Below are 26,541 nucleotides of genomic sequence, written 5' to 3'. Positions count from 1 at the left end.
CTGATGGAGGTGGCAAAATGCAATCTGAACATGCGCGAATTCGTCTTCTCGGCAGCCAGACGCTATCCAATGACTGGTATCTACTGAAAAAATACACCTTCGATTTCTTACGCCGCGATGGTCGTTGGCAACGGCAAAGCCGCGAGGCCTACGATCGGGGCAACGGTGCGACGGTACTACTGTATAACCGGGAAAAACGCAGCGTGATCCTGGTGCGCCAGTTCCGTCTCCCGGCTTTCCTCAACAATCACGACGGGTTCCTGTTGGAAGCGGCCGCCGGGTTGCTGGACAACCTTGATCCCGAGACGCGCATCAAAGCGGAAGCGGAAGAAGAAACCGGCTATCGTCTCGACAATGTGCAGAAAGTGTTTGAGGCGTTTATGAGCCCCGGTTCCGTCACCGAAAAGCTGCACTTTTTTATTGCCGAATATGATGCCAGCCAGTTCACCGGCACAGGCGGCGGTATTGAAGAAGAAGGTGAAGACGTCGAAACCGTCGAGCTGGATTTTGATGACGCTTTAATCGCGATTAAACAGGGAAAAATCGTCGACGCCAAAACCATTATGCTGTTGCAATACCTGGCGCTCGAAGGGGTGATGTAGTCCACCACACCCCATGAGCCAATTATTGATTAGCGATATTGCTGCCAAAACTGGACGGGCGTCAGGTCGCCTAGTTTTTTTTGAGGCCACTGCCGATTGTACTGTTCGCAAACCTGTTGCAGATACGCATCCAGGCTTAGTTCGCCGATAGCCGGGATTAACTCCGCCAGACGGCACTCCAGATGCAGGGTAATATCCGTGGCGTCGTCGGCGCTAACGGTCAAGGTTACTCCCTTCTCCGCGCACCACGTCTGTAAGGGATGGTCTTTTACCGCGCCCATACCGAACAGCTTTTTATTTTCAGTCTCAACAGATTGTATATCGCCCGGCGCAGCGGCAATGACGTCGTCGAGCCAGTGCGCCACCAGCTGCGCAGAGGCACCGGCATAGGCTCGGGCTGCCAGCCAACCGCTCACGGCTTCCTCGGCCCACAGCACGTGAAATTCTCCACCATCCTGCGGCAACAGGCTGATACGCCGATAAAATATCCGTAAATTGCCGGGAAACACGCCGCTCCTGATGGCTTTTTTCCCGCGCATAACCCGCGCGCCTAATACATTCATATGGGCAATTTCCGCCCGTCTCAGGTAGCGATCCAGCCCCGCCCTCGACACGGGTTGTTGCATTCCGCAGGCCACCACCGTAACCAGTTCATCCAGCGGCACAATAAAAGTTTGTCTCAGCCAGTTGATCACGGCGCTCTGTTCTTGTCTCAGCACTTTGTGTATCGATTTTGGCGTAGTGGTCCGATCCACTGCATCGGTTCTGTTGCGCCAGCGGCGAACGGTAGAAACCGAAATACCCAGCTCCTGCGCCAGTTCACGGTCGCTTTTAGGGGATTCCTGAATATAACGACGCACCCTGGGAGTGGTCGTTGCGTTGGCATGCAGCTTAATTTCCACACTACTTTTCCTTATCAGAAAGTACATAGCTGATATCTAATCATATGAGACTAGTTAAGTGTAGCGGGAATGTTGTGAAGTGACGCAAATTTATGCCAAACAGATTCACTGATAATCGCGGCATTCGGCAGAGGTAAACCACGTGTTCATCATAAAAAATAATCACGGAGTACACCATGAGTAATGTCCTGGGATTTCTCGAAGCCAGACTGATGCCCCTGGCGGCGAAGGCTGCGCAACAGCGTCATTTGTGCGCGATACGCGCCGCCTACGTGTCGTTTATGCCTTTTATTATCGTCGGCTCGGTACTGCTGATCGTTTCATCGTTCCCGAATCAACACTATCAGCAGTTTATGGCGCACACCTTCGGCGCGACATGGAGCAACATCGTTGAGATCCCGTTCAACGCCGTGTTTTCCACCATGTCGCTGTTTATCAGCTTTCTGGTGGCCTACCGCCTGGCGGAGCACTATGAAGAGGACCGCGTTTCCAGCGGGATCCTGGCGCTGGTAGCGTTCCTGATCCTGACGCCGTTTATCAAGGTCGAAGCGCTGGGCAACATTACCGTTGTGCCCACCGAGTGGATCGGCAGCAAGGGCCTGTTCGTCGCCATGATTGGCTCGCTGCTGTGGACCGAGCTGTTCTGCTTCCTGAAGCGTAAAAACTGGGTGATCAAAATGCCCGAAGGGGTGCCGCCTGCGGTTCAGGAGTCTTTTGCGGCGCTGATCCCCGCGCTCACGGTGATTGTACTGGTACTGATGATCCGCATCGCCTTCGAGCACACCTCGTTCAATACCATCCACCAGTTTATTTACCAGGTAGTCGCCACCCCGGTGCGCCACTTCGGCACCTCTTACGTGGGCGCGCTGCTGACCGTGCTGTCGATAACCCTGTTGTGGTCGGTGGGCATTAACTCCGGTTCGATGGTGAACGGCATCATTCGCCCGCTGTGGATGGAAAACCAGACCGATAACATTGCGGCCATTCAGGCAGGCATCACGCCGCCGCACATTATTACCGAGCAGTTCTTCGACATGATCTGGATGGGCGGCGCAGGTGCCACGCTGTCATTAGTTATCGCCATGCTGATCTTTGCGCGCAGCAAAAGCATGCGTGAAGTCGCGCGGCTGGGTGCAGGCGCGTCGGTGTTTAACATCAATGAGCCGATCCTGTTTGGTCTGCCCATCATCATGAATCCCATCATGCTGATCCCCTTTAATCTGGTGCCGCTGGTGCTGGTCACGGTGCAATACGTGGCGATGAAAATGGAGATGGTGGCGGTGACCACCGGCGTGTTTATTCCCTGGACGCTGCCGCCGGTAATCAGCGGGTTTATCGTCACCGGGCATATCAGTGGCAGCGTGATGCAAATCCTGAATCTTTTGATTGGCGCGATGCTTTATCTGCCTTTCCTGAGGATCGTTGATAAGCAGTACTGCGCGTCCGAAGCGCAGAAATAACACAGGAGACAGATATGTGGGGAATGATTGCAACGTGGCGTATGGCGCTGGAAGGGATTGTGCAGGCCAGTGATGCGCTCAGACAAGGCGCAACGTCCGCCAGAGCGGTAGTGGATGCCGTTGCAGAAGTAGAAGATTTTCCTTTCTACAAATCGGTAGGTTACGGCGGTTTGCCCAATGAGCAGGGTGAAGTGGAACTGGATGCGGCGTTTATGGACGGCGATACCTTAGCCTTCGGCGCGGTGGGCAATTTAATCGATATCGCCAACCCGGTGCGCGTGGCCCACGCCCTGAGCCGCCAGCGGTTTAACAGCCTGCTGGTCGGCGCGGGCGCGCGCGAATGGGCGCTCAGCGAAGGGTTTGCCGCCAAAACCATGCTCACCGAGCGCGCCACCCAGCACTATCGCAAGCGCTGCCGGGAAACCATCGACCGGGGCTTAAGCCCCTATGACGGGCACGACACCGTCGGCATGATTGGCCTGGATAAGCATGGTTCGATGAGCGTCGCCACCTCCACCAGCGGCCTGTTTATGAAGCGCCGGGGCCGTCTCGGGGATTCGCCTGTGATTGGTTCAGGTTTTTACTGCGACAGCCAGATCGGCGCCGCCACCGCCACCGGTGTGGGCGAAGACCTGATGAAAGGCTGCGTCAGTTACGAGATTGTACGGCGTATGGAAAACGGGATGTCGCCGCAGCGGGCCGCCGATAGCGTGGTGCTGGAGCTGGAAGATAAATTGATGGCGCGCTTCGGGCGGGTCGGCGATTTATCGGTGGTATGCATGAACCGGGACGGCGAATTCGGCGCAGCCACCAATATCAAAACCTTTTCCTTCGTGGTTGCGCATGAACACCTCCCGCCCACCGTTTACCTTGCCGAGCGGCGTGACGGGCAAACGTGCTACACCCCAGCGGACGAACAGTGGATGAGCGATTACGCTGCGCGGATCCGCGCCCCCATCGGAGAGCCTCATTATGATTAATTACCATCTCACCCACGGACCGCTAGCGGCGTGTGACAACATGCATCTGTTCACGTGGCCGGGCAGCCCGCTGTTCCAGCAATGCGATATTACGGCGTCGCTAAAAGAAGCGTTATGCCAGCAGGCAACACACAGCGTTGCGGACTGCGCCTTCGGCTGTGCGCCGTTGGGCCGGGTAACGGTCGCGCCCGACAGCGACTGGCTGGATGGGTTAACACACAAACTGGCGGCATCGCTACGCACGCTGTGCCGCAAAACCTCGAGCCCGCATCTGGTGCTGGATACCAGCCGCTGGGACATGGACGATGAAAAGCATCGCGCCATTGTGATTTCCCTGCTGCATTGCCTGTTCAACCTGGACTATCAGGTCAGCGATCTGGGATACAAACAAGCCGCCAGTGACGCCGTGCGCCTGAGCCAACTCACGCTGTGGTGTTTGCCCCACCAGGAAAACGCGCTCCGCGCCCTGCTCGCCCAGACCGCCGCCTGCGCCAAAGGGATGATAGCCGCCCGGCGGCTTGCGGACCTGCCTTCCGAGCGCTGCACGCCTGCCTTTGTGGTCAGCGAAATCGTTCGCCAGGCTGAGTGTTACCCGCAACTGCGCTGCGACGTGCTGGACGAAAAGCAAATCCAGCAGCGCGGCCTGGGCCTGCTGCACGCGGTGGGCAAAGGGGCCAGCAATCCGCCCCGGCTGCTGGTTATCCATTATGACGGCTGCGCCGACGGGCCGTTTGGCGTGTACGTGGGCAAAGGCATTACCTTCGATACCGGCGGATTATGGCTGAAAAGCGGCGAAGGCATGTACACCATGAAGTATGACATGTGCGGCGCCGCCAATGTTTTTGGTCTGTTAATGGCGGCGGCGGAACTCAGGTTGCCGGTACGTCTGGTGGGCGTGCTGGCGCTGGCGGAAAACATGCCGGGGCCGGATGCGATGCGCCCTGGCGAAATCGCCGCCAGCTATTCGGGCTTAAACGTTGAAATCAACAATACCGACGCCGAAGGCCGGCTGGTGCTGGCGGACGCTATTGCCTGGGCCGCCGCGTTGCGTAAAGAACAACACGCGCCGCAGTACATTATCGATATGGCCACGCTCACCGGCGCGGTGGTCAAAGCCCTGGGCTACGACATCACCGGGCTGTGGAGCAACGATCCGTCGCTGACCCGCGCCTTGTCCACGGCGGCAGATCGCAGCGGCGATAGCCTGTGGCCGATGCCGCTGGATGCGCGTTTTGCGCCGCAGGTGGAGAGCCGCATCGCCGATATCTGCAACACGCCGACCAACAATGCCGCTATCAGTACTTCCGCCGCCTGGTTCCTGAATCGCTTTTGTCCGCCCGATATTCCCTGGGCGCATCTGGACATCAGCGGGACGGCGCTGTGGCGGGAACAGGGTTACAGCGTGGCGTCGGGCCGCCCGATACCACTTTTACTCCAGCATTTGCTTGAAAAACGGGAGCAGTAAAATGAAAAAAATCCTTCTGGTATGCGATCTGGGCATGTCGACCAGCATGATGGTGAAGAAAATGCAGGACGAAGCACACCAGCGCGGGCTGGATCTGGAAATCTGCGCTAAATCGGTGCGGGATTATAAAACCAGCGCCGCTGAATTTGATGTGGCGCTGCTGGGCCCGCAGATCCGCTATAAGCTGCCCGAGTGCGAGAAAATCGCCCAACAGCACGGTAAAAAAATCGCCTGCATCGATATGATGGCCTACGGCACCATGAAAGGCGACAAGGTACTCGATCAGGCGCTGGCGCTGATGGATGAGGCATAACATGGATCTTGAAAATGAGGTGATGGAGCTGATTGCCAACGCGGGCTACGCCCGCAGCCTGGTTTTCCAGGCGATCCGCTGCGCCCGGGAACAGCAGGACTTTGCCCAGGCGCAGGAATTCATCCATCAGGCCCAGCAGGCGCTGTCATCAGCGCATCACGTGCAAACCCGGCTGATTGAAATGGATGAAGGCAGCGGAAAAATCCCGGTGCATCTGGTGATGGTGCATGCTCAGGACCACCTGATGAATGCCATTATGCTGATGGAGTTGGGCCAGGAAATTATCGCCTTGCATCAAAAAATCGCAGCGTAATCCCGATTGCTGCGCGGGGCCTGGCGCAAAGCCCGGCCCCTTTTTATTGGCTTAATAGTAGGTGCGTAAAAACTCCGTCAGGCAGAGTATCGCCATCGCCTGCCCGTAGGGCATCGAGGTCTGGGGGATGTTGCGGTAAAACGCCAGGTCATGCCCCATCCCGGTGCCAAACGACACCTGCTGAAGTTCGCCGTCGCTGGAAATATGTTCGATGATCCCGGCAATCGCCTTTTCCGCCACCTCCGCATAACGCTTCGGCAGATAGCGTTGCCTGACGCCTTTCAGGATCCCGTAAGCAAACCCCGCCGTGGCGGAGGCTTCAAGATACGAGTACGGATCGTCCAGCAAGGTATGCCACAGACCGCTTTCATCCTGGCACTTCGCCAGCGCCGCCACCTGATTTTCCAGCACCTGCACCAGATAGCGACGTACCGCGCTGTTTCCCGGCAGATCCACCAGCTCGAGAAAATCGGGGATCACGATGGTCAACCAGCTATTGCCCCGCGCCCAGCGCGCACGGGCAAAATTATGCCGTCCCTGATAATTCCAGCCGTGAAACCATAGCCCGGTTTCCCGATCCATCAGATTCTGCACGTGCAGCAGGAACTGATAGGTGGCCTCTTCACAATATTCGGGCCGGTTTAGCAATTTGCCGATTTTGGTCAGCGGCAGAACGGTCATCATCAGGGTGTCGTCCCACATCTGCTGATGATTCTCCTCGGCCAGAGTAATGTGCTGCATACCGCCAAAATCAGTACGCGGCATCTGGTACATCGCCCATTCGGCCCAGCTTTCCAGCCAGGGGAGAAATTCCGGATTACGTGTTTCTTCGTAGCGATACGCCAGGGTCAAAAACGGCGCCATGGTATTGACGTTTTTGGTGGTTGTCCCTTCAGCAAAGCGGTCGGCAAACCAGGCGTCAATAATCTGGCACATTCCCTTATCGCCGGTCTGACGATAATACTGCCAGATACCGTAGAGCCCGACGCCGTGTGTCCACTCCCACCCTGCCCAACCTTTGGTATCAATCACCCGCCCATCATCCAGCCGCAGCAAAAACTGGCCCGTGTCGTCGTGAATGTGGATCAGGTTATCGGTCACTTTGTTTATGAGATTTTTTAGTTCGTCCCTGGAGATGATGCGCTCAGGCTGGCGCAACAGCGGGCTGTGTTTTACGGGGTAGATAATCATTCGCTTTGCCTTAATGAGAAGTAACAGGTTGCGCCACGGCGGGTTTATGGCGGTTCAGATAGCCGATATTGTTATTGCCCCAGAGCGCTGAATACGGCATGCCCGCCAGCATTTCGATGGTTTCGCGCGCCTGTGGGGTAATCACTTCCGGCACCGGGCGATTAGCGAGGCGCATTTTTGCCGTCTCCTCGCGCAGTATGCTATGGGTGTGCAGGTTGAGCTTGAAGCGCAGGGAGATCAGGAAGCCACAGGCCAGTACCACCACGGTGCCCACGCTTAAAATCATCAGGATGGTCTGGCTCACGGCGGGCGGTTGAGTCGCCTGGCCGGAGACAAAGCCGGACATCTGCATCACGATCCCCACCAGCATCACCGCCCCCGCCTGGGACGCCTTGCGGGTAAGGGTCATGATCCCGGCAAAAATCCCTTCCCGGCGCTGGCCGGTGATGGCTTCATCCACGTCGGCAATATAGGTGTAAGTATTCCACGGCACATAGTTGATGCCGCCACGCCCTAACCCGGCGATGCCGGAAATAAACAATAGCAACGCAAAAACATCGTTTAAGCCGACATACCACAGCACGCCGTAGGAAATGGCGCTCAGGCCGAACAGCACCACCACGACGCGGTAAGAAGGCGCGGGGCCAAACTTGATGCACAGCGGGATCATGGCGATCACCGCGATAAACTGCATGATCGCCATCACGCCCATCAGGTTAGAGGCCAGCGAGGCGCTCTGCATCAGCACGAAAACCACGTAGTAAGTAAACACGGCGTTAAACACGTCCTGGGCGATGTACCCCCCGAGATACATCCCCAGATGCTGACGAAATATTTTAATCCGCAGCGTTGAGGTTAATTCGATATTCAGCCGCTTCATACTTTGCATAAAGGTGAGGTTTTTCTTTTCCTGCTCCGCACGCAGCGCCGCTTCGGTCCACTCCGCACGCGGCCTTTCCCAGGTAAAGCACCACACCAGCGTCAGCACAATGGCGCACAGCGTGGCGAATACCACACTGGCGTAGAAAAAGGAGATGGCGTTGTCCTTGCCGAAGATATTGAGCAGGATGCCCGGCAGGAAGGCGGCCAGGATGGCCGAGAGCTGCGCCATTGAAATCCGCGCGCCGGAAAACTTGGTTTTCTGTTTGAAATCATCGGTCATTTCCGGCACCAGGGTTTCATAAGGCACCAGAATCATGGTGTACACCACATCGAAAATCAGATAGGTCGCCAGGTAATACCCGTAGCCCATTCCGCCCACCCACATAAAGGTGTAGCTAAACACCAGTGGGATCCCGAGCAGGATAAAGAATTTGCGCCGGCCAAAGCGTCGGCCGAGCCAGGTCGAGCCGAAGTTATCGGTCAGGAAACCCATTAATGGACTGACGACGGCGTCCAGCACCCTGGCCATCGCAAAGATAAAGGTCGCCTCAACGGGCGTAAGGCCACAAAAGGTGGTGTAAAAATACAGCAGCCAGGCGGCGGTCAGCGCCGTCGTCCCTGCGCCAAGGAAATCGCCTGAGCCGTAAGCCAGATAATTTGCCAGTCCAATTTTACGTTTTTTCATTGCCGTCACCCCGTTAAATGTAATGAGGGAGATTACAAGTCACGGCCCTGTTAGGGTCTGCATGAAATCTTTCATGCCTAAAGTAAAATCAGCGCAGCCGGGAAACCTTTGTATTTTCGCCACGGCGTTACACAAGACGGCAATAATACAAAGAAATCACGTTTCTATCTCACTATTGTGAAACAGCGGTTCGTTTTTATCGGTCAAGTGTATTGAAATGGACAGAAAAAAAAGAAAACCCGCCGAAGCGGGTTTTAACAAGCTGATAAAAAGGCGTGTTTAGTGGTAGTTCACGATCACCTGGTTGGAACGCACCCGCAGCACCGGGAACAGTTTGCCGCCGCCGGGCACCTCCCAGATAAATCGCAGCGGTTCGCTGGCGGCGATGTGAGCAAAACCTTGCGTGGTCCCGCTCTGCCCTTCAATCGGCACACAGTGGTTAGACGTACATAACCTCACCTGCAATCCGGCGGGCATGGGGCCAGTAAGTTCATAGCGCCAGGCCACCAGAGTCATTAAACCGGAGACCGGCTGAGCGGGCGCCAGCGGCGGCGAAGAGACCGCCTGGCCGCGCCAGGAGAGCGTCGCTCCCACCGCGCTGCTCTGCCATGCGCCTTCCGCCGCGTGAGCCAGCAGCGGCGCGAGCCACAGTAATCCCACCAGTAGACGCATTATTTACCTCCAATAATCGCGGTCATCCGGATGTTGCGGTTCTCCGACAATTCCATGTTGGAGAGCACCACCAGTTGCGACAGCGTGCGGCGTAAAAAGCGCGACAGCAGCGGGCGCAGCGCATGGTTCACCAGCAGCACCGGCGGCGCGCCTAACATCTCCTGGCGCTGCAACGCTTCCTGCGCCTGTTCCAGCAGGCGATCCGCCAGGCCCGGCTCCAGCCCGCCGCCGCCCTGCAGGGCCTGGAGCAGCAGACGCTCCAGCGCGGTATCCAGACCGATCACCTGCACTTCCCCGCTGCCCGGGAACCACTGCTGGGTGATGGCGCGGCCCAGCGCTACGCGTACCACGGTAGTCAGTTCATGGGGATCGTTCTGCAACGGCGCGTGCTCCGCCAGGGTTTCAATAATGGTGCGCATATCGCGGATTGGCACTTTTTCGGCCAGCAAACTTTGCAGCACTTTATGCAGCGTGGTGAGGGTGATCACGCCAGGCACTAAATCCTCGGTCAGCTTCGGCATATCCTGGGTGACGCGGTCGAGCAGCTGCTGCGCCTCCTGGCGGCCAAACAGCTCCGGCGCGTACTGGCCGATAAGATGGTTGAGATGGGTTGCCACCACGGTACTGGCTTCCACCACGGTAAAGCCCTGGATTTGCGCCTGCTCTTTCAGGGCGCTTTCAATCCAGATCGCCGCCAGGCCGAAGGCCGGGTCGATGGTTTGCTCGCCCGGCAGAGTGCCTGCGGCGGTGCCGGGGTTAATCGCCAGCCAGCGGCCCGGATAGGCGTCGCCGCTGCCAATTTCCACGCCTTTCATCAGAATGCGATAGCGCGCCGGGGGGAGATCCATATTGTCGCGGATATGCACCACCGGCGGCAGGAAGCCCATATCCTGGGCGAATTTTTTACGAATGCTGCGGATGCGGCCTAACAGTTCGCCGTCCTGCTGGAAATCCACCATTGGGATCAGCCGGTAACCCACTTCCATGCCTAACGGATCTTCCAGTTGCACGTCGCTCCAGGTCGCTTCTACGGCCTGGGGGTTCTCCGGCGCTTTAACCTGCTGCGGCGCGGGGGCTTCCGCGGTCTCTCTTCCGCGCATCCACCAGGCCAGGGCCAGCAGCGCCACGGTAAACAGCAGGAACACCAGATTGGGCATGCCCGGCACCAGGCCCAGCAGCCCGAGCACGGCGGCGCTGAGCAGCATCACCCGCGGGTTGCTGAACAGCTGGCCGACCATCTGCTCGCCGACGTCCTGCTCGGTACTCACGCGAGTCACGATCACGCCGGCGGCGGTCGAAATGACCAGCGCCGGGATCTGCGCCACCAGGCCATCACCGATGGTCAGCAGGGTGTAGCTTTCCGCTGCCTGCGCCATCGGCATGCCGTGTTGGATCACCCCCACCAGCAGGCCGCCGACGATGTTGATTACCATGATCAACAGCCCCGCCACGGCGTCGCCGCGCACGAATTTACTGGCACCATCCATGGAGCCGTAGAAATCGGCTTCCTGGGTCACTTCGGAGCGGCGCTTTTTGGCTTCATCTTCGCCGATAATCCCGGCGTTGAGGTCGGCGTCGATCGCCATCTGTTTACCCGGCATCCCGTCGAGCACGAAACGAGCGCCCACTTCCGCGATACGCCCGGCACCCTTGGTAATAACCATAAAGTTGATGATCACCAGGATGATAAACACCACGATCCCCACCGCGAAGTTACCGCCCACCAGGAAGTGACCAAAGGCCTCGACCACTTTACCCGCCGCCGCGCCGCCGGTATGGCCTTCCATCAGGATGATACGCGTAGAGGCGATGTTGAGCGCCAGGCGCAGCAAGGTGGTGAACAGCAGGATCGTCGGGAATGCCGCGAATTCCAGGGTACGCTGGGTGAACATCGCCACCAGCAGCACCATAATCGACAGGGCAATATTGAAAGTAAACAGCAGATCGAGGACGAAAGCCGGTAGCGGCAAGACCATCATCGACAGGATCAGCATGATCAGAACCGGCCCGGCCAGGATCTGCCATTGGGTTGTTTTCAAATTGCTGGGCAGGCGCAGCATCGCCACCAGATTAGCCATCGGTGTCCTTCTCATTCATAAAGTCCAGCGCCTCAGGCACCGGTAAGTTTTGCGGTTTTTTGGGGATCAGTCCGCCAGCCAGTCGCCAGCGTTTTAATTGCCAGACCCATGCCAGCACTTCCGCCACGGCGGCGTACAGCTGGCCGGGGATCTGCTGGCCGATTTCAGCATGACGCCAGAGCGCGCGCGCCAGCGGCGGGGCTTCCAGCATCGGGATGCGGTGTTCATTGCCGATTTCACGGATGCGCAACGCCACCAGGCCCGCGCCCTTCGCCAGTACTTTGGGCGCGCTCATTTTGTTTTCGTCGTACTTGAGCGCCACGGCGTAGTGGGTCGGGTTGGTGACGATCACATCGGCTTTCGGCACGTCGGACATCATGCGACGGCGCGCGGCGGCACGTTGCTGTTGGCGGATGCGCCCTTTCACATGCGGGTCGCCTTCCTGATCTTTGAATTCATCGCGGATATCCTGGCGGGTCATGCGCAGTTTTTTGATGTGACTGTAGATTTGCCAGAACACGTCAAAGCCAACCATTGGGATCAGGCCCAATACGATCAGCAAGCCACACAGCGCCACCAGATTCAGGGAGTTGCCCAGCGCGGCGATGGGCGCTTCGCTGACCAGCCGCAGCATCTCGGGCCAGTTATGCATCAGGTACCAGGCCGTGACGCTGCCCACCAGCGTGGCTTTCAGCACTGCCTTGACCAGCTCTGCCAGCGCCTGGGCGGAGAACAGCCGTTTGATCCCGGCGATGGGATTGAGTTTGCCTGGGTTAAACGCCAGGGATTTGGCGCTGAACAGCACGCCGCCCAGCAGCATCGGCGCGGCCAACGCCACCAGAATCAGGCCAACCAGCAGCGGAAGCAGAGCCAGCATAGCCTGTTGAATCAGGTTACTGATTTGGCTAACGATAAGACCGGGATCATTGATGATACTGTGGTCGAAATGCAGGCCAGCCGTGAGCATCGCCGCCAGTTTGCGGGCCACAGGCCCTCCGCCGATCCACAGAATGCTGATCCCCACCAGCAGCATCAGCAGCGAGGTCAGTTCACGGGAACGGGGGATCTGCCCCTCTTCACGCGCCTTATCAAGTCGGTGGGGTGTGGGGGCCTCTGTTTTTTCCTGGTCGCTATCTTCAGCCACAATGGAGGTTCCGTAATGTCATACCGCCATTATGCGTAACGAGGCCCCAATTCAATCGCCGGAAAAGCGGATGGAAACGCGAGGAATTCAGGATTTAAATTAAGTCATGCGCGGCGGCGTAGCGCTGGGATCGGAACACGCAACCGGCGTAAGTGCCATAACAGTCTTGTCCATATGCATTTCTGAGGAAAATTGTACACGTGTCACGTTTATTTAACTTTTTCCTGGTTAATGTGTGTGAAAGCGATTCCACAACCCCCAGATTTACCAGCTTTACAGCCGATCGAAAGCACATTAATTGCAACCCGTTGCACTGGTTCCCTCTCCAAACGTGATCACCTTCTCAAAACAATTTTGCAACAGTTTTATCCATAACAATGACAATAAAACACATAACTTTTTCATCCTGTAACTCCTACATTCGTTAAGTCGCATAAGAAGTGTCTTAAGGGAATGCATGAGTAACAGGGATACTCTCATCCGGCAGTTAATTTCCACTACACGCCTTGAATTTGTGAAGGGCTCACTTCGGCTTTAAATCACATAACAGCGACTCACCCCTGTAACAACGTATTTGCACCATTAACCCTATAACTTATGTCACCATTCAGAGGTGTTCGATGAGTAAGATGAATTTAAAACAATTATTATCCGCCAGCGTTCTCGGCTTAATGGTTTGCGCCACTTCCGCAATGGCGAAAGAGGTGGAAGTCGTTAATATTTCTAAAATCGCCGGGATGCCCTGGTTTAACCGCATGGGCGAAGGCGTCACCAACGCCGGAAAAGATTTAGGCATCAACGCCTATCAGGTCGGCCCTTCCAGTACCGACGCCCCGCAGCAGGTCAAAATTATTGAAGACCTGATTGCCAAAAAAGTCTCCGCCATCACTATTGTCCCGAACGACGCCAACGTGCTGGAGCCGGTGTTCAAGAAAGCGCGCGATCAGGGCATCGTCGTGCTGACCAACGAATCCCCGGGGCAGCCGTCCGCTAACTGGGACGTCGAGATCATTGATAACGAAAAATTCGCGGCCGATAACGTAGAAGAGATGGCGAAAGCGATGGGCGGCAAAGGCGGCTATGTGATTTACGTCGGCGGCCTGACCGTGCCTCAACATAACCTGTGGGCGGACCTGTTCGTTAAATACCAGAAAGAGCATTACCCGGACATGCATGAAGTCACCACCCGTATGCCGGTGGCGGAAAACATCGATGACGCCCGTCGCACCACCCTCGATCTGATGAAAGCGCACCCTGACCTGAAAGGTGTGATCTCCTTCGGTTCCCAGGGCCCGATCGGCGCAGGTCGCGCTGTGAAAGAGAAACGCGCGCGCGGCAAAGTGTTCGTGTTCGGCATGATGATCCCGTCACAGGCGGCATCGCTTATCAAGAGCGGCGATATCACCATGGGCGTGACCTATGACCCGGCCACCGCAGGCTATGCGCTGACTGCGGTCGCGGATAAAGTCATCAAGGGCGAAGAGATTAAACCCGGCCTCGACATTCCGAAACTGGGCAAAGCCGACGTGGATACTGATAAACGCATCATCAAATTCCACAACGTGCTGCGCGTGACGAAAGACAATATCGATAGCCTTTATTAATCAGGACGTTGCTCCGGCGCGCGTAATCCCTGCGCCAGCGCCGATTGTGTACCTGTTCGCCGGGCGCTCCCACGCCCGGCGATAATTGTTTCTGTGAGGTGGTCATGAAGCCTTTTATTTCGCTGGCCAACATCAGCAAAACGTTTTACGGCGTTAAGGCGCTGGATAACGTCGCGCTGACCCTGTTGCCCGGAGAAGTGCATTGCCTGGCCGGACAAAACGGCTGCGGTAAATCGACCCTGATTAAAATCATTTCCGGCGTGTATCAACCCGACCCCGGCGCGCAGATTGAGATTGACGGCACACCCGTTTCCCGTCTCTCCCCTGTCGATTCGGTCAAAGCGGGCATCCAGGTGATTTATCAGGATCTGTCGCTGTTTCCCAACCTGACGGTGGCCGAAAACATCGCTATTCACCAGTACCATAAAAAGTCCTGGGTGAATCAGCGCGAAATTCGCGAGATTGCTGAAAAGACGCTGCAAAGCATCGGCGCGACGCTGGATCTCGACGCTACCGTTGAATCCCTGCCCATCGCGCAACGCCAGATTGTCGCCATCTGTCGGGCGCTGGCGCAGGACGCCAGGTTGATCATTATGGATGAGCCCACCGCGTCGCTCACCATGCAGGAAGTCAAAGGCCTGCTTAAAGTGGTTAACGATCTCAAACAGCGCCAGATCTGCGTGGTCTTCGTCAGCCACCGTCTGGTAGAGGTGATGGCGATTTCCGATCGCATCACGGTGCTGAAAGACGGCAAGCTGATCGGCACCTACCCGGCAGCGGAGGTCGATAATAAAAAGCTGGCGTTTCTGATGACCGGGCTGGCGTTCTCTTATCAATGCCTGACGCCCCGGGAGCAGCTCGGCGACGTGGCGCTGGAGGTTAAGCACTTAAGCCGCGAGGACGAATATTACGACGTATCGCTGCGAGTGCATAAGGGCGAAATCGTGGCCATCACCGGGCTGTTGGGCGCAGGGCGTACCGAACTGTGCCTGAGCCTGTTTGGCCTGACGCGTCCGGATCGCGGTGAAATTCTCATCGACGGCCAGCCGGTCAACTTTAAAAGCAACCGCGACGCCATCAAGGCGGGGATCGGTTACGTTTCTGAAGACCGCATGGGCACCGGCCTGGTGATGGCGCAATCCATCAATGACAATATTATCTCTACCGTGCTGTCGCGGCTGAAGACGGCGTGGCGGCTGCTGGATCGACGTAAATCCGATGCGGTGGTGGAGGATTTGGTCAAACAGCTCACCATCAAAATCGGCAGCGTTCACCATCCGGTGAATACCCTGTCCGGCGGCAACGCTCAGCGCGTCGCCATCGCTAAATGGCTGGCCATTAATCCGAAAGTGTTAATTCTCGACTCCCCCACCGTGGGTGTGGATATCGCCAACAAAGCGGGGATTTACCAAATCGTTAACGCGTTAGCGCAGCACGGCATTGCGGTGCTGATGGTTACCGATGAGATCGACGAAGCGTTTTTTAACAGCCACCGCATTCTGGTGATGCGCAAAGGGGAAATGACGGCGGAGTTTTGGCCTTCAAAAACCACGGAAGCCGAGTTAGCAGAGGTCGTCAATGGTTAATAAATTCGGCATAAAAAAGCATGAACTCTTTTTGGGGATCACCATCCTCATCATCGGCGGCTACCTGACGTTTGCCAGCCCCGATTTTATGACACTGGGTAACATCTACGATTTAATCAACAACTACGCCATGCTGACGATTCTGGCATGCGGACTGTTTATCGTGTTGATTTCTGGGGGGATTGATATCTCTTTCCCCGCTATGACCATTATCTCGCAGTACGTGATGGTGACGCTTATCCAGAACACCACCGGCAACTTTGCCCTCGCCTTCGCCCTCAGCGGCGGTATTGGGCTGATGCTGGGCGTGGTTAACGCCATCCTGGTGAACCGGCTGAGCGTCCCGTCGATCATCATTACTATTTCCACGCTGAATATCTTTTATGGCCTGCTGCTGTATCTCACCAAAGGGGTCTGGTTGTATAGCTACCCTGAATGGTTTGAACAGGGCGTGATGCTGTTTAAATTCACCGCCGCCGACGGCTATGACTACGGCCTGAGTCTGCAAATCCTGACGCTTATCGTAGTGGTGGCGCTTACCGGCATCATCATGAACAAAACCAGCATCGGGCGCATGATTTACGCCATGGGCGGCAACCGGGAAGCCGCGTCGCGCATGGGGTTCGGCATTTTTAAACTGCAACTGTTCGTGTATGGCTATATGGGGCTGATGTCCGGCGTCGCGGGCGTGGTGCAATCCGCCACCGTACTGACCGTCGCGCCCGATTCGCTGCTGGGTTATGAGCTAACGGTACTGGCCGCGGTGGTACTGGGCGGCACCAGTATTATCGGCGGGCGTGGCACGCTACTCGGCACGCTGTTGGGGGTGATCCTGCTGGCGGTGTTGCAGAACGGCCTCAATTTACTCGGGATCTCATCTTACTGGCACACCGTCGTCACCGGCCTGGTGATTGTGATCAGTATCAGCACCACCGCGTGGGGCCAGCGTAAAACCCAGGGAGTCGCGCTATGAGCAATCGCAAAATCAAAGATAACGTTGAAATCTACCTGAGCGTGCTGATTGGCGTGACCGTGCTGGCGTTCAGTTTTCTGATCCCGAATGTGTTCTGGTCAGCCGCCAACTTCCAGTCCATAGCGTCGCAGATGCCGATCCTCGGCGTGCTGGCGCTGGCAATGGCGGTCACCATGCTGACCGGCGGGATTAACCTGTCGATTATCGCCACCATGAACGCCTGCGCGCTGATTATGGCGTGGGTGGCGACGCACTACCCGCCGGGTGCGCTTGCTGTAGTGCTGGTGCTGCTATCCGGCTTTGCCACCGCGCTGGTGATCGGCGTTATCAACGGCATGTTGATTGCCGTGGTGCGGGTCTCGCCGATCCTGGCCACGCTTGGGATCATGACGTTGTTAAACGGTATCAATATCGTGATTTCCCGCGGCTCGTCGATCACCAACTTCCCCGACTATATCTTGTCGATCAATAGCTCCAGCATCCTTGGCATCCCTACGCCGCTGCTGGTGTTCATTGCGGTGGTGATGGTGATGTGGATTATCCTTGAGAAATCCGCTTTCGGACGCACCATCTACCTGATTGGCTCAAACGAACAGGCCAGCCACTATTCGGGGATTAACACCCGCAAGACGCTGATCTGGGTCTATATCCTGTCATCGGTGCTGTGCGTGATTGCCGGGCTGTTGATGATGTCAAAACTCAACTCAGCCAAAGCCTCGTATGGCGAGTCCTATCTGCTGGTGTCGATTCTGGCGGCGGTATTGGGAGGGATTAACCCGGACGGCGGCTTCGGTAAAGTGTTTGGCATGGTGATGGCGCTGATCTTGCTGCAAATGCTGGAGAGCGGTCTGAATATCCTCGGCGTGAGCAGTTATATCACCATGGCCCTGTGGGGCGGGCTGCTGCTGGCGTTTATCTTTTTGAAAGGGGTGAATGTGACGAGGTTGTTTGGGCGGGTGTGAAACAAATAAAAATTCAGGCCGTTGTTTAAGGACGGCCTGACTATTAAAAACCGCGATAAAAATGCTGCAATAATTAGCAATCAATTGGACTCTGCGTAGCATTGATGAGTAACATGTTTAATTAATCATTTTTCGGACAATTAATGTAATTGTATCTATTGAAGACATAATTCCATGCTAATTGTTTTCCGAAAAATTAGATTGATTACTGTGGCAAATATTAGCGGGCAATGCAAAGCTCCAGGCTAATAAATAATTTTATTTATTCTTAAAACACACTTATTCATGATAAAATTAATTATTGATATGGCTTTTGATTCAGATTAGATCCAAGATTCAGCCCTTCAGAAAACTCCGCGCTGGCATTAAGAACACCATTTAAATTATGTCAAAATTTTTCAGCCATATGCATTTGAATTTACAATTAATACACCAGATGAATAAAAAGACAAAACAATAACATCCGACATATGCTTTGGAACATTGAGTAAGGATACCCCCTAGTATGCAACATAAAGATTTAGGTGTATGCTACATAACGTATCAAATATTACATACTCATGTAATTCAAGGGCGTTAATGTTTTTCCGCAGCGCCATTATTTGATAATAGTATTTTGTTATAGCACATGGAGATAATTAGTATGGATATGACTACATTGCCCGGCAAGGTTATCGTAACTTTCGTTCTGGCTTGCTCAGTGTTTAACGTTCAGGCAAGCGACGACGGTATGGATGCAGGTAAAATACATTTTACCGGTTCTATTATCGAACCTTCATGCGAAATTGATGGTGATGGAGATACCAATGAGTTGACCATCCCACTGGGCTCTTATCCAACAACTTACTTTACCGATATTGGCAAGGAATCAACGTTTAAACCTTTTTCAATTAAGTTGCAAAAATGTCCTGTTGCTACTCCGGGGTTAGGATCTGTGCAATTAACTTTTAACGGTACAACCGTAACCGGCAGAGACGATCTGTTAAGCGTCAGTACAACTACGCCAGGCTCTACGGCTGCAACCGGTATCGGAGTTGCTATTACGACAAAAGAAGAACCGACTACCTATATCAAATTTGATGGTAGTGAAGATCAGGTTTATATTGAGTTGCCTACTACAGCGGGTAACCCTATACAAGCGGATTTTCTTGCTCGCTATCAATCCTATAACGCGACTGTCACCGCAGGCCCTGCTGATGCAGATTTAACAGTAAATATCCTTTATCGTTAACTATCATGCATCATAAAAATCAATTAAAGAACCTTTCCTATTCACCTCATCTATTAAAAATAGTTTTTTAACTGTTTCAGAGGTACGAGCTAATTATGGGTAATGCTATGCGCATCGTATTTTTTGTACTATTTTTGATGCCTTTCCTTATTCTGACGAATTGTCAGGCGGAAGGCATTCAGATTGGCAGAACCCGTGTTATTTACAACGCAGAAAGTAAAGAGACCGCTTTAAGCGTGGTTAATAGTGAACGGGAATTACCCTGGCTCGTCCAGTCCTGGACTGACACAGGAGACGGAAAAACAAGAGGGCCATTTATTGTGACCCCTCCGCTTTTCCGTCTCGATCCTCAGAAAGAGCAAAGTTTACGTATCACATGGAATGGCGAAAATCTTCCAGAAGACCGGGAGTCGCTTTTTTATATGAACGTTCGTACTATTCCTGCAATAGCAAAAGATAATAAACAAATAAACGCATTAAGGTTAATTTATAAAACACGTATAAAGCTGTTTTGGCGCCCTCAAGGTCTGTCTGGCTCGCCAGATGAAACATGTGAACATCTGAAATTCGTTTTGGCAGGTAACCAATTGCATATTATTAATGATGGGCTGTTTTATAGCGTGTTTGACACTTTATATTTAGGCAACAGCTTGATCAAAAAAGCAGACATGATAGCACCAAAATCGACTATTTCTATCCCTGTCACCGCCGAATTTACTGGCAAAGATGTGTCATGGCGATGTATCACAGATTATGGCAATGCATCTGCAAAACATTCCTCGATAATCAAGCAGGAGTAGTGTCAGTAATGGCCATGTTCCGCGACGTTAGCCGTCGACAATATCGCGGACGCGTAATCCGTGCTTCAGGATTAATAATCGCGTTATGCTTTGCCGTTTTTTCGCCGGTTTACGCGCGAGAGTACTATTTTGAACCTTCATTTCTGGAAGGAGAGCAGCTTGCACGTCAAGATATAGATCTCTCTTTATTTTCAAAAAAAGATGCGCAATTACCTGGCATCTATTTATCAAAGATCAGCATTAACAAACAAAGCATGCCAGATGAATCTATAAACTACATTAGTGATTCAGATGGAACACTGCGCCCTTTGTTATCACCAGCCCTACTTCGCAAGTGGGGCGTGAAAGTTGAGAATTATCCTGCACTAGCTAGTTTACCGCCAGATAAACCGCTTAATGCGCCAATAGAGAATTTTATTCCTTTTTCTTCAGCCCGTTTCGATTTTAATAGCTTACTGCTTTCTCTCAGCATACCTCAGTCAGCTATGAACAGAGACAGTAATGGATACATTGACCCGTCGCGCTGGGATGATGGCGTAATAGCCATGTTTACTGATTATTCCTTTTCCGGTACGGAATATAACGATGCTGATTACCAGTCCTCAACTCAGTATCTCAACATGCGTAACGGGATTAATTTTGGGGGGTGGCGTTTGCGCAACTACTCCACATGGGATAACACCAATGGTCAACAGTCATGGAATGCAATCAACTCATGGGTTCAGCACGATTTCAAATTTCTAAAGGCTCAATTTATTGCCGGTGAAAACAGCACACATGGAGAAGTCTTCGATAGCATTCAGTATCGCGGCATTAACATCGCGTCCGATGAAGAAATGCTCCCGAGCAGCCAGCGCGGTTTTGCACCCATTATTCGTGGTATAGCCAATTCCAATGCTGAAATATCAGTGCGACAGAATGGATACCTGATCTATCAATCAACAGTGCCGCCGGGCCCGTTTGTGATCAACGATCTGTATGCCACCACAAGTAGCGGCGATTTGGACGTAACCATTAAGGAAGCCGATGGTACAGAACATCATTTTACCCAAGCTTTCTCCGGCATCGCCATTATGCAACGACCGGGGCACGTTAAATTCGAAATGACTGCAGGTCGCTTTCGCGCGAACAATAACCAAAACAGCAATGAACCTTTATTTTCTCAGGTTAGCGTAATCTATGGTCTCAACAATTATCTGACACTTTTTGGCGGGATGACGGCAGCGGAAAATTATATCGCAAGCAATATGGGTGCTGGGATCGCTCTCGGCAAACTGGGCTCGCTGTCTGCGGATGTGACGAATGCCCACACCACGTTAGATAATGACCAGCAGGATACCGGTCAGTCATACCGGCTACTCTATACCGGGCAAATAGACGCCACGGATACCAATTTTACCTTAGCGGGTTATCGTTACAGTACCAAAGGCTATTACACCTTTGCTGAAGCAAACGAAAAACATACCGGTAACGACGACGATTTATCGTATAACTACAATAAACGTAGCCGTATTCAGGCCAGCATTAATCAGTCAGTTATGGCTAGTAACCTCTATCTTAACGGCTATCAACAGGATTACTGGAAAAGCAATCGGAAAGAAAAAAGTCTTTCCGCAGGCTGGAATAGTACAGTTTACGGCGTGTCGTTAAATGTGGCTTATACCTATAGCAAAACCACTGGCTCCCCCAGCGATCAAACGCTGTCTTTCGGGTTAAGCGTGCCTTTCAGTAAATTCTTGCCGGACAGTTGGATAAGCTACAGCGCCAATGCGACCAAAAAAAGCGAAACCAGCCAGCGGGTGGGTTTATCCGGGACTTTGCTTGATGACAAGCGATTGAGTTATTCACTTCAACAAAGCCACACCAATCATGATGGTGACGATACCAGCAGTATTTACAGCAGCTACCATTCGCGATACGGGAATATAAGCGCCGGTTATTCTGCCTCGACAGATCATTCGCAACAGCTTAGCTATGGTTTAGATGGCGGCATCGTCATTCACTCTGGCGGCATCACCCTCTCTCAACCCTTAGGTAATGAGTTCGCTATTATCAGCGCCAATGGTGCGCCCGGCATACGATTTATCAACCAGCAAGGCATCCAGACTGATGCATTTGGCAATGCCATTATCCCTTCATTGACGCCTTATCAGGAAAATACCATCCGGCTGGATACCACAAGCCTGCCTGATAACGTTGATAGCGACGAAACCGCCGTAACAGTGGTCCCCGATCGTAATGCTGCTGTTAACGCCCATTTTGATGCTCACATTGGCTACCGCGCCATGATCGCTCTGAAGCGCCCGGACGGACGGCAAATACCCTTTGGTGCCATGGCGACAGTCGATGGCACTACCCTGAACGGTATCGTTGATGACAGTGGCGTGCTTTATCTGTCAGGTATTTCTGAGCAGACGGCGGTAACTGTGCAATGGGGTAAATCCCCGGCTCAACAATGCCATGCCTCTGTTTCGCTACCTGTTAACTCATCAAAAAGAATTCTCGCTGCGAGCGCATTATGTCAATGAATAACGAATACTCCGCCACTCTTTATGATGTTATGACCCAATTCCGGTCTTTGAAATTTGTTTTAGTGTTAGTGGCGGTGCTATGCCCGCTTACAGGCCATTCTGCAAAGGTGTCAAGTTGCGTATGGAAACCCGCGATCAGATATGACGTCACATACAACCATGAATTAAGCGCGGCAGATAATAAAACGGGTTTAACCTTTATAGAAACCAAAACGCCTGGGGATGGAGCGGAAAATCAGACGGTGAGCTGTAAGTGTGGTGGGGTAAGTGACTCGACGGGCATTACCGACCTGACAGCAGTAGGTAGTCCGCTTTTAGCCGGGAGCGCTGGCTATGGAAAACTGACCGAGCGGCTTGACATAGACATCACAGGCTTTGGTGACAATCTCAATAGTTCAGCTTCGCAAATCGCAATTGATGAATACCCTACATCGTTGAGTAATATGCAATCTATATATGGTGTAACCATGACAGAAGGCGATGGGAACGTATGTAGTAATATTACCCGCACAAGCAGGCAATTTCGATGGAATGCTATTGAAGTTAAATTCTTACTGACCAGTCCTATCTTTGGCGTTGAAAACATTCCTTCTCAGATTGTGGCGCAATACTACGCATGTATCTACGCCGATACGCTCTGTACGTTAAGCGATATGCAGCACGTATCCGATGTCTGGCTCAGAGGCTCCATCACAGCCCCGCTCAGTTGCACTATTAACGCAGGCAGCGTTATCGATATCGACCTGGGCGAAATTAACCGACCCCAGTTCATTAACAAAGGCCAGAATCCTCGGGGCTATACGTTGCGGGACGTTGATATCTCCTACCATTGCGACGATCCAGAAGCGCGCTCGACCACCGATAAGATTCTATTAACGTTGAGTTCAGATCAGGGCGTGGTAACTGACAGCAATCGTCTTATTGCTAAAATGATCGGCCGCGATGATATTGGCGTGCGGATGTACGATGAAAATAATAATAACGTGGTGTTAGACGGCTCCGTCAGTTTCCCATTAACTCTGGATCAGGACGGCAACGGCCATATTAAAATGACCGCCGCTCCCGTAGGCACCACGGATACCCCTCCCGCCGCAGGCAAATTCGAAGGCAACGTCACCGTAAAAATGGACATCAAATAACGCAAAGCCGCCTGTTGCCATACCCCGGCAACAGGCGGTTTCCCGTCAAAACCCTAAACTATCCAGCAAATCGTCAACCTGATCCTGACTTGCCACCACGCCCGCTTTGGTGGTATCCACCTGTGGGCCGTTGAGCAGGCTGTCGTTCTCGCGTTTGGCGCGCGTTCCCGGTTCCGGCATATTTTCCAGCAGCACCATCAGCAGCTGCCGTTCAATTTCCTGGATCACGTCCATCATGCGCTTGATCACCTGGCCGGTGAGATCCTGGAAATCTTGCGCCATCATGATTTCCAGCAGTTGCGCGTTGGTGTAGCTGGTATGACCCGGCACGTCGGACAGATACTGGCGGGTATCGGTGACCAGCTCGCGCGCGTCGCTCAGTTCGATAGGATTTTCAAACCAGGCGTCCCAGCGTTTGCTCAACGCCTTCGCGCCCTTCTCCAGCTCTTCCTGATGCGGCTGGGAAGCTTCTACGCTGTTCAGCGCACGCTCCGCCGCCTGGGCGGTCATTTGCACCACGTAGTCAAGACGATCACGGGCATCCGGGATCGCTTCCGCGGCTTCGGCAATCGCCTGGTCCAGCCCCAGCTCACGCAGGCTGTCGCGCAGCATACGCGTCAAGCTGCCGATGCGGGCAATAATATCGGCGGCGGAGTGTTCTTCGCTGGGTTTTATGGCAGGTTGCATCATCAGGAGCTCCTTACATTCCGAGTTTCTCGAAGATTTTGTTGAGTTTCTCTTCCAGAGTCGCCGCCGTGAACGGTTTAACTACATAGCCGCTGGCACCGGCCTGCGCCGCCGCGATGATGTTTTCTTTCTTGGCTTCCGCCGTCACCATCAGCACCGGCATCGCCGCCATCGCACCGTCGGCACGGATAGTTTTCAGCAATTCCAGGCCATCCATATTCGGCATGTTCCAGTCGGAAATTACAAAACCAAACCCACCCGCTTGCAGTTTATTCAGCGCGTCAACGCCGTCTTCGGCTTCTTCTACGTTATTGAAGCCCAGCTCTTTCAGCAGGTTACGCACGATGCGTCGCATGGTGGAAAAGTCATCCACAACCAGAAACTTCAGCTCTTTATCCGCCATCAAAAACACTCCTTAATTAAATACGTATTGCCTGTCCGGCACTGATTTTCGCCAGCATCTGCTGGCTGACCTGGCTTAGATCGACGACTTCGCTGACGCCACCCATATTGATGGCCTCACGCGGCATGCCGAACACCACACAACTCGCTTCGTTCTGGGCGATGTTCCAGGCGCCCGCCTGGTGCATCGCCAGCATTCCCGCCGCGCCGTCGTTGCCCATCCCGGTGAGGATCACCCCCACCGCGTTGCGCCCCGCATGTTTGGCGACGGAATGAAACAGCACATCCACGGCGGGACGATGACGGTTAACCGCCGGGCCGTCGTGAATTTTTATTTGATAGTTCGCCCCGCTGCGTGACAACTCCATATGTCGGTCGCCGGGTGCGATATACGCATGGCCCGGCAGTACGCGCTCACCGTCCTCGGCTTCCTTGACGCTGATCTGGCATAGCTTGTTCAGGCGTTCAGCAAAGGAGCGGGTAAACCCTGGCGGCATATGCTGGGTAATCAGCACCGCCGGGCAGGAGAGCGGCAGCGGTTGCAACACGTGGCGGATCGCCTCGGTGCCGCCGGTAGACGCGCCAATCACGATCAGTTTCTCCGAGCTGAGCATCGGGCCGGCCTTCAGGGTGGCAGGAACCGCCTGCTGGGCGCGAGTGGCGACTTTTGCGCGCGCCGCGGTGCGCACTTTCTCAGCGATCATTTCGCTGTACGCCAGCATGCCTTCACGGATGCCCAACTGCGGTTTAGTAACGAAGTCCACCGCGCCCAGCTCCAGCGCGCGCAGCGTCACTTCCGAACCTTTGCCGGTCAGGGAAGAGACCATCACCACCGGCATAGGCCGCAGGCGCATCAGTTTTTCCAGAAAATCCAGCCCGTCCATGCGCGGCATTTCCACATCCAGCGTCAGGACATCCGGGTTGAATTTTTTAATTAAATCCCGGGCCACTAACGGATCGGGCGCCGTCGCCACCATTTCCATATCGCTGTGACTGTTGATGATTTCCGTCATGATTTGACGCATCAACGCCGAGTCATCTACAGACAGCACCTTGATTTTACTCATTGTCTTTCCTTACTCAGCGCGTAAACCGTCTGGCCACGGAGCCAGAAATCGCGGCTGAGATTACTGAAATTCTCTGAATGCCCGGCGAACAATAACCCCCCCGGTTTGAGTAACGGCACAAAACGCTTGAGGATCTCCTGCTGTGTTTCTTTATCAAAGTAAATCATCACGTTGCGGCAAAAAATCGCGTCAAACGGGCCGGGTACGTTGTACTGCTTATCCAACAAATTCAGCGCGGCGAACTGAACGGCGTTGCCGAGCTCGCTGCGCACGCGCACCAGCCCCTCATGGGGACCGGTGCCGCGCATAAAGTAGCGTTGCAATTGCTGTGGCGAGAGGGTTTTAAGCTCTTCCTGGCGGTAGATCGCGCTCTGCGCCTTTTGCAGCACTTCGGTGTCGATGTCGCTGGCAAACACGGTGAAACGCCCCGGGGCGATGCCCAGCGCGTCGGCAAGCGTGATGGCGATGGAGTACGGCTCCTCCCCCGTCGAGGCGGCGGCGCTCCATACCCGGTACTCCCCGCTGCGTTTGCGCGCATGGTCGGCCAGCACCGGAAAGTGGTGCGCCTCGCGGAAAAACGCCGTCAGGTTGGTGGTTAATGAGTTAACAAAAGCCTGCCATTCTGCGCTGTTCGGGTTCGCTTCCAGCATACTCAGATAGCGACCAAAATCGTCGAGACCCAGGGTGCGTAACCGGCGGACCAGCCGGTTATAAACCATGTCCCTTTTATGCTCAGCCAATACAATCCCGGCGCGCTGATAAATCAGTTGGCATATCCGACGAAAATGCGCGTCGGATAGCGCGAGGCGCTGGGTCATCTGAAACAGTAATGACGTTTGCCCGTTGGGCAGTGATGATGTCATAGCGCCTTC

Annotated in this window: 24 protein-coding genes; 14 read left to right on the top strand and 10 right to left on the bottom strand. The window is 54.1% G+C overall.

What is annotated here, in order from left to right; genetic code table 11:
* The first annotated feature begins 17 nt into the window (after positions 1-17).
* A complete protein-coding gene (locus tag FHW74_RS18865) occupies positions 18-602 on the top strand; it encodes an NUDIX domain-containing protein (RefSeq protein ID WP_183171890.1) in 585 nt (194 codons plus the stop codon).
* A gap of 29 nt (positions 603-631) precedes the next feature.
* Here the strand turns inward: FHW74_RS18865 and FHW74_RS18860 are convergent, their stop codons facing one another.
* On the bottom strand, positions 632-1,504 hold the full coding sequence (locus FHW74_RS18860) for a helix-turn-helix domain-containing protein (RefSeq protein WP_183171889.1): 873 nt from the start codon (positions 1,502-1,504) through the stop codon (positions 632-634).
* A gap of 176 nt (positions 1,505-1,680) precedes the next feature.
* On the opposite strand from FHW74_RS18860, the gene celB reads away from it, so the two are divergent.
* From celB to FHW74_RS18835, 5 genes are read left to right on the top strand one after another with little or no spacing between them, the layout of a single operon-like run.
* Positions 1,681-2,964 carry a PTS cellobiose transporter subunit IIC gene (gene celB, locus FHW74_RS18855; RefSeq protein WP_183171888.1) on the top strand — a complete coding sequence of 428 codons (1,284 nt, stop codon included), beginning with the start codon at positions 1,681-1,683 and terminating at the stop codon, positions 2,962-2,964.
* A gap of 14 nt (positions 2,965-2,978) precedes the next feature.
* The gene (locus tag FHW74_RS18850) at positions 2,979-3,944 is read left to right on the top strand and encodes a N(4)-(beta-N-acetylglucosaminyl)-L-asparaginase (protein ID WP_183171887.1); all 966 of its coding nucleotides are present in this window, start codon (positions 2,979-2,981) and stop codon (positions 3,942-3,944) included.
* A complete protein-coding gene (locus FHW74_RS18845; protein ID WP_183171886.1) occupies positions 3,937-5,409 on the top strand; it encodes a M17 family metallopeptidase in 1,473 nt (490 codons plus the stop codon). The genes FHW74_RS18850 and FHW74_RS18845 overlap by 8 nt, the downstream gene beginning before the upstream one ends.
* Position 5,410: 1 nt before the next feature.
* Positions 5,411-5,722, top strand: coding sequence for a PTS sugar transporter subunit IIB (locus FHW74_RS18840; RefSeq protein WP_183171885.1), 312 nt, complete (start codon positions 5,411-5,413; stop codon positions 5,720-5,722).
* 1 nt (position 5,723) lies between these two features.
* Positions 5,724-6,035: a PTS lactose/cellobiose transporter subunit IIA gene (locus FHW74_RS18835; RefSeq protein WP_183171884.1), complete on the top strand. Its 312-nt coding sequence runs from the start codon at positions 5,724-5,726 to the stop codon at positions 6,033-6,035.
* Between the two features lie 51 nt (positions 6,036-6,086).
* Here FHW74_RS18835 and FHW74_RS18830 read toward each other — a convergent pair whose 3' ends face one another.
* From FHW74_RS18830 to flhB, 5 genes are all read right to left on the bottom strand, one after another.
* Positions 6,087-7,226 (bottom strand): glycoside hydrolase family 105 protein, encoded by a 1,140-nt coding sequence (locus FHW74_RS18830; protein ID WP_183171883.1) that lies wholly within the window; start codon positions 7,224-7,226, stop codon positions 6,087-6,089.
* A gap of 10 nt (positions 7,227-7,236) precedes the next feature.
* Positions 7,237-8,793: an MFS transporter gene (locus tag FHW74_RS18825; RefSeq protein WP_183171882.1), complete on the bottom strand. Its 1,557-nt coding sequence runs from the start codon at positions 8,791-8,793 to the stop codon at positions 7,237-7,239.
* 279 nt (positions 8,794-9,072) lie between these two features.
* Positions 9,073-9,465, bottom strand: coding sequence for a flagellar protein FlhE (locus FHW74_RS18820; RefSeq protein WP_183171881.1), 393 nt, complete (start codon positions 9,463-9,465; stop codon positions 9,073-9,075).
* Positions 9,465-11,543 (bottom strand): flagellar biosynthesis protein FlhA, encoded by a 2,079-nt coding sequence (gene flhA, locus FHW74_RS18815; RefSeq protein ID WP_183171880.1) that lies wholly within the window; start codon positions 11,541-11,543, stop codon positions 9,465-9,467. Before flhA ends, FHW74_RS18820 begins: the two co-directional genes overlap by 1 nt.
* The gene (flhB, locus tag FHW74_RS18810; RefSeq protein ID WP_183171879.1) at positions 11,536-12,687 is read right to left on the bottom strand and encodes a flagellar biosynthesis protein FlhB; all 1,152 of its coding nucleotides are present in this window, start codon (positions 12,685-12,687) and stop codon (positions 11,536-11,538) included. Before flhB ends, flhA begins: the two co-directional genes overlap by 8 nt.
* A 671-nt stretch (positions 12,688-13,358) precedes the next feature.
* Here flhB and FHW74_RS18805 point away from each other — a divergent pair.
* From FHW74_RS18805 to FHW74_RS18770, 8 genes are all read left to right on the top strand, one after another.
* Positions 13,359-14,291 (top strand): autoinducer 2 ABC transporter substrate-binding protein, encoded by a 933-nt coding sequence (locus FHW74_RS18805; protein ID WP_370528052.1) that lies wholly within the window; start codon positions 13,359-13,361, stop codon positions 14,289-14,291.
* A 104-nt stretch (positions 14,292-14,395) separates the two neighbouring features.
* A complete protein-coding gene (locus FHW74_RS18800; protein ID WP_183171877.1) occupies positions 14,396-15,877 on the top strand; it encodes a sugar ABC transporter ATP-binding protein in 1,482 nt (493 codons plus the stop codon).
* The gene (locus FHW74_RS18795) at positions 15,870-16,850 is read left to right on the top strand and encodes an ABC transporter permease (protein ID WP_183171876.1); all 981 of its coding nucleotides are present in this window, start codon (positions 15,870-15,872) and stop codon (positions 16,848-16,850) included. Before FHW74_RS18800 ends, FHW74_RS18795 begins: the two co-directional genes overlap by 8 nt.
* Positions 16,847-17,812: an ABC transporter permease gene (locus FHW74_RS18790; RefSeq protein WP_183171875.1), complete on the top strand. Its 966-nt coding sequence runs from the start codon at positions 16,847-16,849 to the stop codon at positions 17,810-17,812. The genes FHW74_RS18795 and FHW74_RS18790 overlap by 4 nt, the downstream gene beginning before the upstream one ends.
* A 643-nt stretch (positions 17,813-18,455) precedes the next feature.
* The gene (locus FHW74_RS18785) at positions 18,456-19,043 is read left to right on the top strand and encodes a fimbrial protein (RefSeq protein ID WP_255459946.1); all 588 of its coding nucleotides are present in this window, start codon (positions 18,456-18,458) and stop codon (positions 19,041-19,043) included.
* A 107-nt stretch (positions 19,044-19,150) separates the two neighbouring features.
* Positions 19,151-19,843, top strand: coding sequence for a molecular chaperone (locus tag FHW74_RS18780; protein ID WP_183171874.1), 693 nt, complete (start codon positions 19,151-19,153; stop codon positions 19,841-19,843).
* Positions 19,844-19,851: 8 nt separating this feature from the next.
* Positions 19,852-22,371 carry a fimbria/pilus outer membrane usher protein gene (locus tag FHW74_RS18775; RefSeq protein WP_183171873.1) on the top strand — a complete coding sequence of 840 codons (2,520 nt, stop codon included), beginning with the start codon at positions 19,852-19,854 and terminating at the stop codon, positions 22,369-22,371.
* Positions 22,362-23,513 (top strand): fimbrial protein, encoded by a 1,152-nt coding sequence (locus FHW74_RS18770; protein WP_255459945.1) that lies wholly within the window; start codon positions 22,362-22,364, stop codon positions 23,511-23,513. The genes FHW74_RS18775 and FHW74_RS18770 overlap by 10 nt, the downstream gene beginning before the upstream one ends.
* A gap of 45 nt (positions 23,514-23,558) precedes the next feature.
* Here the strand turns inward: FHW74_RS18770 and cheZ are convergent, their stop codons facing one another.
* The 4 genes from cheZ to cheR are packed head-to-tail and all read right to left on the bottom strand — an operon-like array spanning position 23,559 to position 26,532.
* Positions 23,559-24,203 carry a protein phosphatase CheZ gene (gene cheZ, locus FHW74_RS18765; protein ID WP_183171872.1) on the bottom strand — a complete coding sequence of 215 codons (645 nt, stop codon included), beginning with the start codon at positions 24,201-24,203 and terminating at the stop codon, positions 23,559-23,561.
* Between the two features lie 10 nt (positions 24,204-24,213).
* The gene (gene cheY, locus FHW74_RS18760; protein WP_024552273.1) at positions 24,214-24,603 is read right to left on the bottom strand and encodes a chemotaxis response regulator CheY; all 390 of its coding nucleotides are present in this window, start codon (positions 24,601-24,603) and stop codon (positions 24,214-24,216) included.
* Positions 24,604-24,619: 16 nt separating this feature from the next.
* Complete coding sequence (locus tag FHW74_RS18755; RefSeq protein WP_161661608.1) at positions 24,620-25,669, bottom strand: chemotaxis response regulator protein-glutamate methylesterase; 1,050 nt, start codon at positions 25,667-25,669, stop codon at positions 24,620-24,622.
* Positions 25,666-26,532: a protein-glutamate O-methyltransferase CheR gene (gene cheR, locus FHW74_RS18750; RefSeq protein WP_183171871.1), complete on the bottom strand. Its 867-nt coding sequence runs from the start codon at positions 26,530-26,532 to the stop codon at positions 25,666-25,668. Before cheR ends, FHW74_RS18755 begins: the two co-directional genes overlap by 4 nt.
* Positions 26,533-26,541: the final 9 nt, after the last annotated feature.

The organism is Atlantibacter sp. RC6 (genome assembly GCF_014193285.1).
Lineage (GTDB): Bacteria > Pseudomonadota > Gammaproteobacteria > Enterobacterales > Enterobacteriaceae > Atlantibacter.
This window is presented reverse-complemented; position numbering and strand designations above follow the sequence as displayed.